We start from the raw sequence: 14,431 nt of genomic DNA on the forward strand, positions 1-14,431 counted from the left end.
CACCATGGATTGGGCAGGGAAGTATAACTTCTATATATGGTATTGATGTAGCGAATGATTACAAGGCAAGTGATGGATGGGTTTTAGTGTATAATAGTTTTGACCCAAATTCTCCTGGTCCGTTGGAAGATCCTTACTTTATTTTGTATAATAGATATCGAGGATTAATGCGTATTTATTTTTTTGTAACTTCCCAAGTTTCTGCTAATTCCGATTATTTAGTTGATGGGCTTACAGCATCAACATCTGGAACTACAAGTCTATTAAACTTTTTGGGTAATGATATTGTCGATGTTTCTCAAAATCAATTATCATATTCACAAATAGAACCAGGTCCACCAGATGGCTCAGCTCCATTAGGAACCAGAAAGTGGTACATGCTACAATATGAATTGGCCTATGATCCCAATTTAGCGAACTCAAATTATAACAATATTCAATTGAGTTGGTACACCAATTATAATAGTATTTCTAAAATATCATTGGGTGGCCCATTGATAGGTAGTGTGAATGGTACTGTTGGATCTTCTACGTCTAATATTAGTTCATCTCTTTTAAATGGATTAAAAGTAGTCACAACAGCAGGTCTTTCTTTGGCAGGTAGTTCTTCTGTAAATAATGCCAGCGGTAATTTTTCTGCAGTATACCCAATAGTAAATCCAGATGGGACAATACAGGGATACACACCTACCACAATTAACAATAAATTAGGATTGTCAAATGCAACTTTCACAGCACTTCAGAGTGGACTAAATAGCGCATTTTCTGCTGCAACTGGCAATATTCCAGGAGCAGTTGCAGGATTATTAAGTGCAATAATAGGCGGAAACAGCAATGCTCAAACAATAAGTTTAACACTCAATGCAAAGTTACAATTGGATGGTACTAGTACAAGTAAAGGTTCTTTTCCCGCAAGTCCCGCTTCTGTATATGTACCTGGGACAATCATAGATCCAATTACTGCACAAGGTTATATTCCATTGTATACAAATAGTTTAGGTATTTTTAATTTATCTTCAAAGCCCATTGTTAATATACATACTAATTCAATTAAAGTAAATCAAAATGGTGGCATATATTATCAATATGATAATTTATATACAGTTAATACTTTTTCAATTAATTATTTATGGAATCCGTCAGTTATAAATTCTTCATCAACTGGTGCTGCAATTAAAAATTTAAAAACTGAAGTAGTATTAATTGACCCAGATTTGTCTGCAAATCCCGTCATTGGCGGAAATCTTGGAATCATAGGAGCTCATACAGTCATTACCGGACCATCTGTAGGTACAACTTATACAGTACCAAGAGTGCAACCACGTAATAATTATGTTGCTGTTCGAATAACATTTGACGTTATACCCAACAATGGTAGTACCCCAAAATCAACAATTATTAAAACCTTTTTAGCCAATTTTGTAAGCAATTAAATTCATAGTATATGAACAAATATCCAATTAAAATTTTACTCTTCTTGTTAATTATTACTGGTTTTTCTTTTGCCTCTTGTACTAAAGAAGTTTCTGCTCCCACACAAGGACAAATTACAGCGGCTAAGCTACAAAAAGTAATGGCAAAGGGGGATATTGTATTTGTATATAATGTAGATGGAACTTCTGCACAAGGGAGCCTCGTTAACATATCAACTGATGGTTACATTACGGTGGCCTATCAGGCTGTTTATGCTACCTACAACTTAAGTTTATTAAAGGAATATTATAATGTAGTGTTAAGCAATGGCAACAATTGGTTTTTATATTTTTAATTTTTCATCATAGCCCGAATATAGGTTTCAGGCTTCAAACAATATTCATGTTTCGTATTTGTTTGGTTATTATAATTTTATGTCCTTTTGTTTGTTTTTCTCAAACAAGGCGTGAAACCATATATCCAAGTACCAGTTATCGTGAAGAAAATAATACATTAATAACCGATTCCGGTTTTAAAATTTATGAAGGCTTAACACTACAAGTGGGCAGCGGTTCAGGTGTAAATGGTATTTATCAGCAGATTAGATTTAAAACACAACTCAATGCCAATTTATTGCTATTTCATGATGCAGAAATGAAAACCACTTATTTGAATCGGGTAAACCCTGAATTTGCCAGGCAGAATGATAAATTAAAAGAGCTATTACATTACGGAGATAGGTTGGTGGTAAAAAAAATAACCAAAAAAGGAAATAAAAAGTTTGGTTATTGGTATTATCTAATACTTAAAAGAACAAACGCACCACACACTAAATTGGTTTGTAATATAGAATTGGCTGTTAACTGTAAAGAAATATTTTTTCAATAGCATTTAAAAATATAACAGCATGCGGCAAATATATATTTTGCTATGCTTTTTTATTATAAAAAGCCTTAATGCACAATATAGTATAGGAGTATTTTCAGGTTATACTAATAATCATTTACAAACCAATATTTCTAATCGTTTGTTTACTGAAAATAAGAATGGCAATAGTTTTAGTACAGGTTTAATATTTAACTATGCATATAAAAATAAAATTCAATTACTAACTGAATTAGATGTATTGCAAAAAAATTATTCATTTGTTCGCAAAGGGATTTACGAAGGTATTTTTGCGAATTACAGAAATACGTATTTGCAATTGCCGGTTATTATTGAATACAAGTTACTACAAAAAAGTAAATGGGAATTATGGGCCGATGCCGGATTCTTTGTTTCTTATTGGGTTGATGGAAGCATAAAGGGTGTAATATCTAATGTGTTTGATAGTTACTATGCCGTAGATGCTACAGGTGTAGTGACAAATTATTTGCGTTTTTCCGATTATTATAAAAAATACACTTTTTCTCATTTAAATGATAATCGATTTGAGGTGGGACCATTAGTGGGTATAACATCAATGTATATACTTAATAACAGATATTCTTTTTTTGTCAATACAAGATTTTACTTATCTATCATTTCGCAACAAAAAAATTATTCTATTAGTCAGATTATGCAGTATAATCAAACCAGTGTAATTTCTGCAGGCTGTATGTTTAATTTTCATAAAAAAAATTGACAGTAATGCAAAATATTCTTTTGAAACATAAACTTATTAATGTTTTATTTTTTCTTTTTATTTTTTCTTCATGTAAAAAAGTTGCATTACCCATAAATAATGAAATCCCCAAAACATTTAGTGGTGTGTTTGAACAGTTTTGGAATAAAATGAATATGAATTATGTTTATTGGGATATTGATACAACAAATTGGAATAGGATGTATCTGAGATATAAGCCTGTATTTGCAAAGTTAGATTTGAATAACGCTGCCGATTTTAAAAAGAGTGTTTCTTTTTTTAAAGAGATGACAAAAACCATAATGGATGGGCATTATTATATTTCATTTATGCAAAATGCTATTATAGATTCATTTGTTTATCCTGCTTATGATAAGAAAAAGAATTTATACGATTTTCATAGCCCCTATGCTTTTTATAAAGTAGATACAGGTTATTTAGATGCAAATTATCAATTAGGTGTTGAGAATACTTATTCATACGGAGGGCAGCCTTTAACTGTTTTATACGGAACTATTCAGCATAATATTTTATTTTTTTCTTGTAATTATTTTTCATTGTCAAAAGCATATTATTCAACATCTGCAAATAAAATTCAACCCATTTTAAATTCTTTTTTCAACACTTTAAACAATTTACCTTCTAATCTAAAAGGATTAATTATTGATGTAAGAAGTAATTATGGGGGAGATTTAAGTGACTTAAATTTTTTAATTGGAAGATTCATTGACAAACCTTTGTTGTTTGGTTATACGCAATATAAAATTGGCAATGGAAAGTATGATTATAGTGCATGGCTGCCTGCTTATATAAATCCACCAAAAAACACGAAGCAGTTAAATATTCCTATTATTGTTTTAGCAGATAATGTTTCAGCTTCTTTAGCGGAAGCTACTGTAATGGCAGTTAAAGCATTTCCTAATTCTGTTTTTGTTGGCGAAACAACGTTTGGTGCAACAGGACCCATTGTTAGTGATAATAATTTATACAATGATGGTAGTTTTACTGTACCTGATTTCATGAGTGTACAAATATCTTCATCAAAGTTTAAATATATTGATGGTAAAATTTATGAGGGAAAAGGAATTGCTCCCGATTATTATGTTGCATTTAATCTTTCGGCTTTACAAAATGCTACTGACAAACAGTTAGAAAAAGCTATTGATTTATTGAAATAGTCTTTCGCAAAAGATATATTTCGTTACTGCATGTGCAGTAAAAAATTGTTTAACATTAAAATGATTCAATATGAACTTAAAATATCTTCCATTTTATTTGTTTTTGATAGCTACTCCATTGTTAATCATGGTTCTTTTTTCAAAAATGGGTTATATTCATCCTGCTGAATTTACAATTAGCCTGTTTACATATTCATTAATTTATCACCCAATTGTATCAGGTATTAGGCTTTATGTGTTAGGAGTAATATCTAAAAAAGACATAATAAAAAATTTGATACCATTTTGGAATTTTAAATTTTACAGGCAATTGTTTTCATGGTAGGTAATTAAAGGTATGTATAGGATTAGTGTTGAATTTTATTTAGTGTTCGTGTACAGTTATATATTTTTGTATGGTGCAATAGGTAGATGAATGCAATAGAGTAGCTGTAACTATCTCCAAAGTTGAAAACAATCCCCATCAAACAAGCCTTTATCACTTAATTTAATATGGGGAATTACCAACAGGGCCATAAAACTAAGTGTCATAAAGGGTGCAGCAAGCGTACTGCCTAATTCATTTTTTACCATGGCATCTATTGCTGTATAAGCAGTTGCTACGGTATAGCCATCATCGGTACTCATGAGTCCGGCTACTGGTAACGGTAATACTTTTGTGTTGTTTCCGTTTACGGCACTGATTCCTCCCCTTTCCTGAATAACCGCATTAATGGCTTTTGCCAAATCGGCATCATTGGTGCCAACGGCTACAATATTGTGGCTGTCATGTGCTACGGTAGAGGCGATAGCCCCTTTTTGTAATCCAAAATTTTGGATGAAGGCTTTTGCTATGGGTGCAGGTTGGTAGCGGTTTATAACCACTATTTTCAGTACATCTTTTTCTATATCTGAAACCATGCATCCATGGCTTATTTTGGGGTATACCCAAATTTTTTCGGTAATTAATTGACCGTCTAATGCCTGTATTACGGGTATTGTATCCTGCTGTAAGGGGTACTCCGTTATTGGGATAGCCAGGTCATTTTCTGTTACAGGTATACAATTAAATTGATTGATGGGCGTAGCCGGAACTGAGGATAACAATGTACGGCCTTGATCTGCAACCAATTGGCCTTTAATATAGGTTTGCAGTACCTTAAAATCGGTAAGATTATTCACTACAATGCAATCAGCCGGATCGCCTACTCTTAATAAGCCAATATTTAACCGGTAATGTTGTACCGGGTTAACGCAGGCGGCTTTAAGTACCTTAAATACATCAATACCTTTTGCTACTGCCCGGGCACATAATTGGTTAATATGGCCAATGGCTAAGCTATCGGGATGTTTGTCGTCGCAGCAAAACATCATGTTTTCATAATGGGAATGCATTAAATCAATTAATGCTTCAAAGTTTTTGGCAGCGCTGCCTTCCCTAATCAATATTTTCATACCATAGTTCAACTTGTTCAATGCTTCTTCTACCGTAAAACATTCATGGTCGGTACTAATGCCGGCAGCAATATATTGTTGTGCCGCAGTGCCCATTAAACCGGGTGCATGGCCATCAACCGGTTTGTTAACAGCTTTGGCAGCAGCAATTTTTTTCATTACCTCTTCATCGCCGTGCAAAACACCCGGGAAATTCATCATTTCACTCAGGTATTTAATATCATCGCGTTGCAGCAAGGCAGCTACGTCAGTACTATTGAGTGCAGCACCTGCAGTTTCAAAGGTGGTGGCAGGCACACAACTGGGTGCGCCAAAGTTGAAAGAAAAGTTAGTTTGTTGGCTATTCGCCAACATAAATTCAACGCCTTCAATACCACATACATTGGCTATTTCATGCGGATCGCTGATGGTGCCCACCGTACCATGAACAACTGCTAACCGTGCAAATTCACTGGGTACCAGCATACTGCTTTCTACATGCACATGGCTATCGATAAAGCCCGGTAAAATATATTGATCGGGTACGGATGTATGTTTTGGCAATGCTTCAATAGCAGCAATCCAGCCTGCATTTATATGTATTGTAGCGGGATAAATTTGTTGCTTCCAGACATCTACTAATTGTCCGCTGATAGTATATTGGTTTTGTTCCATTGTATTTATCATCTGGTTTTAAAAAATGTTGTGTAACTGCTCATACACAACATTGAGGTTGGTGTAATAGGTAAATTAAAAAAATATTATTCGTCCTTCAACAAATCGGGCCGTTTTGCTTTGGTAATAGCCAGTGCGGCTTCATAGCGCCAGGTTTCTACTTTTTTGGAATCGCCCTGCAATAAAATATCAGGTACCTTCCATCCATTAAAATCTGCCGGTCGGGTATATACCGGGGGCGCCAAAAGGTTATCCTGAAAAGAATCGAATAAGGCTGAAGTTTCATCATTTAAAACACCGGGTATTAAACGCCCAATGGCATCAACAATTACTGCTGCTGCCAGCTCTCCGCCACTAAGCACATAATCGCCAATAGAAATTTCTTTGGTTACAAAATGATCGCGAATGCGCTGGTCAATACCTTTGTAATGCCCACATATAAATAGTAAATTTTTTTGTAGCGATAAACGGTTAGCCATTGACTGGTTAAAAGTTTCTCCATCGGGTGTTAAATAAATAATTTCATCGTAAGTTGTGGTAGTTTGTAAGTGCGTAATGGCATTAAACAGTGGCTCACACATCATTACCATACCTGCTCCGCCGCCATACTGGTAGTCATCTACTTGTCCGTGTTTGTTGATGGCCCATTGGCGCAGGTTATGTGTATGCACCTGCAGCAGGCCTTTTTCCTGAGCCCGCTTCATAATACTATGATTCAACGGACTTTCTAATAATTCAGGTACAACAGAAATAATATCAATTATCATTTTGCAAAGATGCTATTCACTTTCCATAAAATTGTCTAAATCTCTTCTTTCTCTTTTGGTAGGGCGGCCAATTCTACTTAAACGTTTTCCTGTGTGGAATGAAGGAGGCAGAAATGCCGGTTTTTCTAAATCTTCTACCGGTGTTATATCTATATAATGTTTTATAGCTTCGGCATAAGCTACCCGGTGATCTAATAATGCAGTAACTTTTATTATCCATTTACGGGTTTCGGTTTTAATTTCATATTCATCGCCAATAGTAACCGTTTTTGAGGGTTTAACATTATTGCCCAGATATTTTACTTTGCCTTTTTCGCAGGCTTCACTTGCCAGCGAACGGGTTTTAAAAATGCGTATACACCACAAGTATTTATCAATTCTTATTTTTTCTTTTACGGCATCCATACAACATTCATTTACTGTAAGTAATGATGAAGGTAATATTTTTGAAGGAAAATAAACCGGGTAGCATAACATAAAAAAGCGCAGCATTTCGGTGCTGCGCTTTTACACAAAGAAGGTTTAATGCATTAATGTTTTGCCTGATACAATTCTGTATAATATTGAAAGAAATAAGGAATGGTTTCAATGCCTTTATAAAAATTAGCCAAATCAAATTTTTCATTAGGGCTGTGTAGGTTGTCACTATCCAATCCAAATCCTAAAAACACAATTTTTTTATGTAATACTTTTTCAAACAAAGCGCAAATGGGTATGCTGCCACCGCCACGAACCGGAACAGGCTCTTTTCCCAGCGTTGTTAGCATTGCTTTTGCCGCAGCTAAGTACTCAATAGAATCGATGGGAGTTTGATAGGGTTCGCCGCCATGATGTTCCATAGCTTTTACGGTAACACTTGCTGGTGCTGAGCTTTCAAAATAGTGAATCAATGCGGCGGTTATTTTTTTGGATGATTGGTTAGGTACCAATCGTGCTGAAATTTTAGCATATGCTTTTGAAGGCAGTACTGTTTTTGCACCTTCACCGGTATAGCCACTCCAAATTCCATTTACTTCTAAGGTTGGCCGAATGCCGGTGCGTTCAATGGTAGAGTAACCTTTTTCGCCCCAAACATCAGTAATACCTAATTCTTTTTTATAAGTTTCCTCATTAAAAGGTGCTTTCGCCATTTCGGCTCTTTCTGCTTCGCTAATTTCCAATACATCATCATAAAACCCCGGAATAGTAATATGATTGTTTTCATCGTGGCAGGATGCAATCATTTTTGCCAGTATGGTAGCAGGGTTGGCAACGGCACCACCATATACACCGCTATGTAAATCGCGATTAGGGCCGGTAACTTCTACTTCAATATAACTTAGTCCGCGTACGCCCACATCAATAGATGGAGTGTCTAAAGCAATCATTGAAGTATCGCTGATGAGTATTACATCGCAAGTCAATAAATCCTGATGTGTTTCTACAAAAGTTGCCAGATTCGGGCTGCCCACTTCTTCTTCCCCTTCAATAATTAATTTCATGTTGCAGGGCATTGAATTGGTTTGCAGCATGGTTTCTAAAGCTTTTACATGCATATAAAATTGTCCTTTATCATCAGCAGAGCCTCTTGCATAAATTTTACCCTCTTTTATTATTGGTTCAAAAGGTGGACTATTCCAAAGGTTCAACGGATCTGCAGGTTGTACATCATAATGGCCGTATACCAAAACGGTAGGTTTTGTTGGGTCTATTATTTTTTCTGCATACACAATAGGGTGTCCGTTAGTATTGTAAATTGTAACTTTATCGGCACCTGCTTCTATCAATTTTTTTTCTGTTAATTTGGCGCAAGCCAGCATGTCAGGTTTGTGTTCGCTTCTGGCACTGATACTGGGTATTTTTAATAAATCAATCAACTCGTTCAGAAAGCGTTGTTGATTGCTTTCAATGTAATTTTTCCATGGTTCCATATGTGCATTTTTTGATTTTCTATGAACTTTGAATGAAATGGTAAAGGTAACAAGTTAACACCAAAACAATTTGTTAAGTGGTGGTGGGTGCATTGTGTTTTTGATTGGAGAGAATATTATCTAATGTCCAGGTTACTTTGTGTGTAAAAGCATGTTCTCTCACACTGCAATTGGTTTTAATACAAACAGGACAGCTAAAGGGCAGGCAACCATCTGTATGCACAAAGAGTTCAATATCATCTCCAAAAGTGCTAATCACCAATGCCTCCAGTTCGTCTACTTCAGCATGTGCTTCATGTAAATTCATGTACCAGGGCAGGGTTAAATGGCAATCCACATGTAAAGTGGCACCATATTTAATCACCCGCAGGTTGTGTAAATCAACCCAGTTGTTTCTTCTGTTTTGGTTCAGTGTGGTAACTAACTTTTTCAGCAGCTCCATATCTGCTTCATCCATAATGCCTGCTAATGATGCCCGTACAATTTTGTAGCCGTTTACCATAATTACGGCACTAATACCTAATGCCAGTAATTTATCTAACCAAAATAAGTTGGTTATTTTTATAATAAATAAACCAACAATAATAATGATGGTGGAATAAGTGTCTAATTGCAAGTGTTTACCACTGGCTTTTAAGGCTAATGAATTGTTTCTTTGCCCAATATGTAAACACAACCAGCCTGCGGCAAAATTTACAATGGCTGTAATGGCAACCAGTATAATGCCTTTATCTAATTCCTGTACCGGTTTTTGTACAAAGAAACTTTGTATGGTTTGAAAAATAATATAAATACCTGCAGTAATAATCAGTGAGCCTTCTACTGCAGCCGAAATAAATTCAGCTTTTCCATGGCCGTAAGGATGCTCTTTATCTTTGGGTTTTGCTGCAACATATAATGAGTACAAACCAATTAATCCTGCCAGCATATTTACTGTACTTTCTAAAGCATCGGTTAAAACGGCAATAGAATTAGTAAGGTAAAACGCAATTATTTTTGCAGCAAACAGTACTACACTTAAAAGTGTAATGAACAACTGCAAACGATAATTTTGTTTTTCTTTTTGCAACGTATGGGTTATTTATTTTTGGTAGTAGGCAATAAAGCAATACTGTGCTCAATTTTACAGTGCTTTTGCAACATGGCAGCTATACCGCAGTAGGCGTTGAGCGAAAGTTCGATGGCTTTTTTAAATTGTTCGGATGCTTCCGGTGCAATATCAGCTTTGTATAGTAAGTGAATGCCGGTAAATACTTTTGGATGTGTGGCAGTTTGTTCGGCACTGGCCTCTATTTCAAAGGTGGTGAAGTGTACTTTCATTTTTTGTAAAATACCTACTACATCCATACCGCTGCAGGTATTTAAAGCACCCAATAACATTTTTTTTGGGCTCATGCCACTGTTTAAACTGCCATCTGCAGCATTGGTATCTAAACGAACGGTATGATTGTTTTCATCGCTGCTGTTAAAGGCCAGGTGGCTTACCCATTTGGTAGTAGTTTTCATGAACAGTATCTGTTTTTAATGATGATATAACAAAGTATGAAAGTTGGTTTACTGGATGATAGTAGTTTTGCAGGCAGTTATTCAATCCTTCACTTTCTATACTGTAACATTATACAGCACCCTGGTGCTTATTTTCGTATTCTGTTTTCTTTATATGAATAAATTTTCTTATTTCTTTGAATGTCCTGTAATAAAATTCCTGATTAAATAACTGCGAATCACGCATGGCTTTAAAAGTAAGAAAAAATCCAATGGGTATTAATACCAGCGTTGAAAGCCACATACCTGCCAGCGGACTCATTACATTACTCTTGGCAAACTTTTCGCCAAAGGTATTCAGTAAGTGAAACAATACAAAAAATACAATGGCAAATACTAATGGTGTTCCCAGTCCGCCTTTGCGAATAATAGAGCCAAGTGGTGCACCAATTAAAAACAAAACAATACAGGCTACGCTTAAAGTAAACTTTCTATGCCATTCAATTTCATGTTTCAATAAAGAATCCTGCCTTGTTTTATAATCGTCATAAATTAAAGAAACATTATTGGTAATGGTGCCTAACTGGCTCAAACTACGTTCTTCAATATAATGCCTTTCTGAATCGGGAATGAGTTGTTGAATAGAAGCAACCGATTTTAAAAAACCGGTATCGGTTTTAGGCCAGGTAGAATCCATGTATTTGGCAAATGATAAATAGGGATTAATTTCTATTTTAGAACGTTTTAAATAATAGGCCTGTAAATTTTCCAAAGAATCGATGGTGGTATTTAACTGGCGAACACTCAGCATTTTAGGATCGTAAATAAAAGCACTGTCTTTGGTTCTGTTCATTTGAAAAGTGCTTAAATCAAACAATTTGGTATAGGTGTTAAAATGGGTTCTGGTAAAATCGGTTTGAATGGTTTGGCGGGGCCCTTTTTCTTCATAGCTGTAACCATCTTTCAATTTAAATTCTAAAAATTTTTTATCAGGGGTTACCTTCATTACACCGCTTTCGGCGGTAATTAAATTATCCTGCAGGCCATAGGTTTTTTTAAAAATAACAATTTTTTTGATGGTGCTGTCATCGCTTTCTTTCTTACCCAGTTTAATCACGTTCCCTTCAATTTTATTATAAAAAACGCCTTCTTTAATATCAAAAGCAGGTTTGGCCACAATAATATCATATTGAAGCGATGCTAATTTTAATTGTGCAACGGGAATAATATTATTGGCAAAAAGAAAAGCAATACCACTAATAATGATGGTTACAATTAATAAAGGGCGCATAAACCGCAATAAAGGAATGCCGGCGGCTTTAATGGCCACAATTTCGAACGATTCGCCCATGTTTCCAAAAGTCATGATGGAAGAAAGCAGCAGTGCCAGCGGTAAAGCCAGTGGCACCCAGGTAATGGCAACCAGTCCGGTTAAGTAAGCCAATGTGCCAAAGTCAATTCCTTTTCCAACCAAATCATCAATATACAACCAAAAAAACTGCATTACCAGCACAAATAATGCAATTAAAAAAGTGGCCAGAAAGGGGCCAATAAATGCACGTACTACTAAAATGTCTAATTTTTTTATCACAAATTCCTTTCTTACTATTGTTGCGTAATGGCAAATGTAAAACTTTCGGCCGCAGAATTAGAACTGGTTACCAACATACCGTTTATTTTAACAAAGAACCGCATTATTGCTGCTGCCAATGCGGTATTGGGTGAGGCATGCAGTCACTATCTAATTTTATTGCAACAGGCGAAAGATATTCCCGCTGCGGTAAAACAAATTTCGCCTAAAATATACAATGGTGAAAATTATCAGGGATTGCCCTGGGTAATGCTCGATTATCCGCGTTATTTTACCCGGGAAGAAGAGTTGGCCATTCGCAGTTATTTTTGGTGGGGTCACTATTTTAGCATTACGCTGCAAATAAGTGGATTATTTATTGAAATGTTTGCGGCTAAATTACAACAATTAGCTGTAGTGCAAACCGATTGGTTGCTATTGACAGCCGAAGACAAATGGCAACATGTAATTGATAACAGCAATACTACACCGTTAGCTAATATTACATGTAGCGCTTTAATGGAGAAGCCATTTATAAAAGTGGTTAAAAAAATACCTCTTCAGCAGTGGGCAGAAGCCCCCGCTTTTTTTCAGGATTCTTTCGAAGCGTTGATGAAAAATGTGTTCAATTAGCTGCCTAAGCGGTGAAATAACTCTTTAATCTGGTATTCCCAAAGGCGGCTTTGGTCTTTAATTTCATTCTTCTCAGCAAAATCTTTTACCACTAAAATGGTTTGGTTCGAAATTTCTGTTTTTTCAATCCTGAATTCAAAATATTCATTTTTCTCACTATGCAGCCAGTGAAAACGGATAAACTTATCCTGCTCTTTTTCCATAATTTTGGCTTTATCGGGTGTGCCGCCGTTCCAGCTAAAACTATATACGCCATCCCATTCATCCACTTTGTCTGCAAACCATTCCTGCAAACCGGCTGGGGTACTTAAAAACTCATATAAAATACCTGGCGAGCATCTTACGGGGAATTCAATTGTAAATAACTGTTTTTTGCTCATTTCAAATGCTTTACTAACTACTTTGTGGGCTGCAATAATATTAAATTATACATACCCTCCAAATGTTTTTTTTAAAACAGTAAGTTTATTGGATTTATATTCCGGTTTAAACCTACTGAAATAGGGCTTTTAGCGGTTTAAATTCTTCATAATATATTTTTTGGGAGATATGCTTTAAATAAATTAAATTGCTATTTGAAAAATTTATCCGCTCCTCCACCAAAACCAACTTCTTCTATCTAACACAAAACAACCACTGCTATGAGTATGCGTCAACTCAAAATTGCTAAATCCATCACCAATCGGGAGAGCCAGAGTTTAGAGAAGTACTTGCAGGAAATTGGGAAGGTAGAATTAATTTCACCCGAAGAAGAGGTGAAATTAGCTATTCGAATCAAAAACCATGATCAGGCTGCTTTAGAAAAATTAGTCAAAGCCAACCTGCGTTTTGTTGTATCGGTAGCCAAGCAATATCAAAATCAGGGGCTAACACTACCCGATTTAATTAATGAAGGGAACCTTGGTTTAATGAAAGCCGCTCTTCGTTTTGATGAAACCCGTGGATTCAAATTTATTTCGTATGCCGTTTGGTGGATACGCCAAAGCATTCTACAGGCATTGGCCGAACAAAGCCGTATTGTGCGTTTACCTTTAAATAAAGTTGGCCTTACCAACCGCATTGGGCGTGCCATTCAACAACTAGAACAGGAAAATGAAAGAGAGCCTACCCTTGAAGAGTTGGCAGAATTATTAGAAACCGACCTTTCTGAAATTAATGCCGCTATGCAGGTAAATGCCCGCCACATTAGTGTAGATACCCCTTTGGGCGATGGAGAAGATAATACCCTGCTCGATATTATGTACAACCCAAATGCTGAAAGAACCGATATGGCGGTTGAGCATTATGAATCATTAAAAAAAGAAGTAGAGCGCAGTCTCAAAACGTTAACCGAAAGGCAGAAAGAAGTAGTCTGTTATTTTTTTGGAATAGGTACGGAAGAGTCGTTGAGCCTGGAGGATATCGGTGCCCGTTTTAATTTAACCCGCGAAAGAGTGCGGCAAATTAAAGATAAAGCCATTAATAAGTTAAGAAGTACCAGCCGCTGCAAGCATTTAAAGGTTTATCTGGGTTAAAAACACAGTTGCCATTATATTTGCAGCATCAAATTAAAAAGTGAACCGGTAAGTTCACTTTTTTAATGATAAACAGACCATTAATTGATGTATTATGTTTAATTCACTGAGTGAAAAATTAGAATCCGCATTTAAAAATCTAAAAGGCCAGGCACGTATTACCGAGCTGAATGTTGCCAATACGGTGAAAGATATTCGCAGGGCATTGATTGATGCAGATGTGAACTTTAAAATTGCCAAAGAATTTAC

At 35.8% G+C, this 14,431-nt stretch carries 16 protein-coding genes; 8 read left to right on the forward strand and 8 right to left on the reverse strand.

All coding sequences use genetic code 11. From position 1 onward, the window contains the following. The 5 genes from EO766_RS16725 to EO766_RS16745 all read left to right on the forward strand — a co-directional run. A partial coding sequence (locus EO766_RS16725; protein ID WP_287101582.1) for a hypothetical protein occupies positions 1 to 1,433 on the forward strand: 1,433 nt, incomplete at its 5' end. Between the two features lie 11 nt (positions 1,434 to 1,444). After that, positions 1,445 to 1,768, forward strand: a complete 324-nt coding sequence (locus EO766_RS16730) for a hypothetical protein (RefSeq protein WP_074417444.1) — start codon at positions 1,445 to 1,447, stop codon at positions 1,766 to 1,768. 47 nt (positions 1,769 to 1,815) lie between these two features. Next, on the forward strand, positions 1,816 to 2,301 hold the full coding sequence (locus EO766_RS16735; RefSeq protein ID WP_218331488.1) for a hypothetical protein: 486 nt from the start codon (positions 1,816 to 1,818) through the stop codon (positions 2,299 to 2,301). Between the two features lie 19 nt (positions 2,302 to 2,320). Further along, positions 2,321 to 3,037 carry an outer membrane beta-barrel protein gene (locus EO766_RS16740; protein WP_074417442.1) on the forward strand — a complete coding sequence of 239 codons (717 nt, stop codon included), beginning with the start codon at positions 2,321 to 2,323 and terminating at the stop codon, positions 3,035 to 3,037. Positions 3,038 to 3,192: 155 nt separating this feature from the next. Next, positions 3,193 to 4,215 (forward strand): S41 family peptidase, encoded by a 1,023-nt coding sequence (locus tag EO766_RS16745; protein WP_218331486.1) that lies wholly within the window; start codon positions 3,193 to 3,195, stop codon positions 4,213 to 4,215. A 435-nt stretch (positions 4,216 to 4,650) separates the two neighbouring features. Here EO766_RS16745 and ade read toward each other — a convergent pair whose 3' ends face one another. From ade to EO766_RS16780, 7 genes are all read right to left on the reverse strand, one after another. Further along, complete coding sequence (gene ade / locus EO766_RS16750) at positions 4,651 to 6,303, reverse strand: adenine deaminase (RefSeq protein ID WP_287101584.1); 1,653 nt, start codon at positions 6,301 to 6,303, stop codon at positions 4,651 to 4,653. Between the two features lie 86 nt (positions 6,304 to 6,389). Continuing rightward, positions 6,390 to 7,070: a tRNA (guanosine(37)-N1)-methyltransferase TrmD gene (trmD, locus tag EO766_RS16755; protein WP_074417438.1), complete on the reverse strand. Its 681-nt coding sequence runs from the start codon at positions 7,068 to 7,070 to the stop codon at positions 6,390 to 6,392. Between the two features lie 12 nt (positions 7,071 to 7,082). Then, on the reverse strand, positions 7,083 to 7,475 hold the full coding sequence (locus EO766_RS16760; protein WP_074417467.1) for an RNA-binding S4 domain-containing protein: 393 nt from the start codon (positions 7,473 to 7,475) through the stop codon (positions 7,083 to 7,085). Between the two features lie 125 nt (positions 7,476 to 7,600). Next, positions 7,601 to 8,980, reverse strand: coding sequence for a dipeptidase (locus tag EO766_RS16765; RefSeq protein ID WP_074417437.1), 1,380 nt, complete (start codon positions 8,978 to 8,980; stop codon positions 7,601 to 7,603). Positions 8,981 to 9,053: 73 nt separating this feature from the next. After that, positions 9,054 to 10,049: a cation diffusion facilitator family transporter gene (locus EO766_RS16770; RefSeq protein WP_074417436.1), complete on the reverse strand. Its 996-nt coding sequence runs from the start codon at positions 10,047 to 10,049 to the stop codon at positions 9,054 to 9,056. 8 nt (positions 10,050 to 10,057) lie between these two features. Continuing rightward, complete coding sequence (locus EO766_RS16775; protein ID WP_074421261.1) at positions 10,058 to 10,486, reverse strand: OsmC family protein; 429 nt, start codon at positions 10,484 to 10,486, stop codon at positions 10,058 to 10,060. Between the two features lie 109 nt (positions 10,487 to 10,595). Next, positions 10,596 to 12,056 (reverse strand): LptF/LptG family permease, encoded by a 1,461-nt coding sequence (locus EO766_RS16780; protein WP_287101587.1) that lies wholly within the window; start codon positions 12,054 to 12,056, stop codon positions 10,596 to 10,598. A 27-nt stretch (positions 12,057 to 12,083) separates the two neighbouring features. On the opposite strand from EO766_RS16780, the gene EO766_RS16785 reads away from it, so the two are divergent. Beyond that, positions 12,084 to 12,668, forward strand: coding sequence for a hypothetical protein (locus tag EO766_RS16785; RefSeq protein WP_287101588.1), 585 nt, complete (start codon positions 12,084 to 12,086; stop codon positions 12,666 to 12,668). Here EO766_RS16785 and EO766_RS16790 read toward each other — a convergent pair. Continuing rightward, entirely contained in the window at positions 12,665 to 13,048 is a 384-nt protein-coding gene (locus EO766_RS16790) for an START-like domain-containing protein (protein WP_074417433.1), read from the reverse strand. The genes EO766_RS16785 and EO766_RS16790 overlap by 4 nt on opposite strands. Positions 13,049 to 13,315: 267 nt before the next feature. On the opposite strand from EO766_RS16790, the gene EO766_RS16795 reads away from it, so the two are divergent. Together EO766_RS16795 and EO766_RS16800 are read left to right on the forward strand one after the other, a co-directional pair. Next, entirely contained in the window at positions 13,316 to 14,182 is an 867-nt protein-coding gene (locus tag EO766_RS16795; protein ID WP_074417465.1) for a sigma-70 family RNA polymerase sigma factor, read from the forward strand. A 94-nt stretch (positions 14,183 to 14,276) separates the two neighbouring features. Further along, positions 14,277 to 14,431 (forward strand): signal recognition particle receptor subunit alpha (locus EO766_RS16800; protein ID WP_287101589.1); only part of this gene is annotated, 155 nt, incomplete at its 3' end.

Source organism: Hydrotalea sp. AMD (assembly GCF_004100315.1).
Taxonomy (GTDB): Bacteria; Bacteroidota; Bacteroidia; order Chitinophagales; family Chitinophagaceae; genus Hydrotalea; species Hydrotalea flava.

Excerpts from the sequence above, each read along its gene's own strand:
- EO766_RS16795 (WP_074417465.1), top strand. The coding sequence starts at position 13,316 with ATGCGTCAACTCAAAATTGCTAAATCCATCACCAATCGGGAGAGCCAG.
- trmD (WP_074417438.1), bottom strand. The coding sequence starts at position 7,070 with ATGATAATTGATATTATTTCTGTTGTACCTGAATTATTAGAAAGTCCG.
- EO766_RS16775 (WP_074421261.1), bottom strand. The coding sequence starts at position 10,486 with ATGAAAACTACTACCAAATGGGTAAGCCACCTGGCCTTTAACAGCAGC.
- EO766_RS16730 (WP_074417444.1), top strand. The coding sequence starts at position 1,445 with ATGAACAAATATCCAATTAAAATTTTACTCTTCTTGTTAATTATTACT.
- EO766_RS16745 (WP_218331486.1), top strand. The coding sequence starts at position 3,193 with ATGAATTATGTTTATTGGGATATTGATACAACAAATTGGAATAGGATG.
- EO766_RS16765 (WP_074417437.1), bottom strand. The coding sequence starts at position 8,980 with ATGGAACCATGGAAAAATTACATTGAAAGCAATCAACAACGCTTTCTG.
- EO766_RS16760 (WP_074417467.1), bottom strand. The coding sequence starts at position 7,475 with ATGGATGCCGTAAAAGAAAAAATAAGAATTGATAAATACTTGTGGTGT.
- EO766_RS16785 (WP_287101588.1), top strand. The coding sequence starts at position 12,084 with ATGGCAAATGTAAAACTTTCGGCCGCAGAATTAGAACTGGTTACCAAC.
- EO766_RS16740 (WP_074417442.1), top strand. The coding sequence starts at position 2,321 with ATGCGGCAAATATATATTTTGCTATGCTTTTTTATTATAAAAAGCCTT.
- EO766_RS16790 (WP_074417433.1), bottom strand. The coding sequence starts at position 13,048 with ATGAGCAAAAAACAGTTATTTACAATTGAATTCCCCGTAAGATGCTCG.
- ade (WP_287101584.1), bottom strand. The coding sequence starts at position 6,303 with ATGGAACAAAACCAATATACTATCAGCGGACAATTAGTAGATGTCTGG.
- EO766_RS16735 (WP_218331488.1), top strand. The coding sequence starts at position 1,816 with ATGTTTCGTATTTGTTTGGTTATTATAATTTTATGTCCTTTTGTTTGT.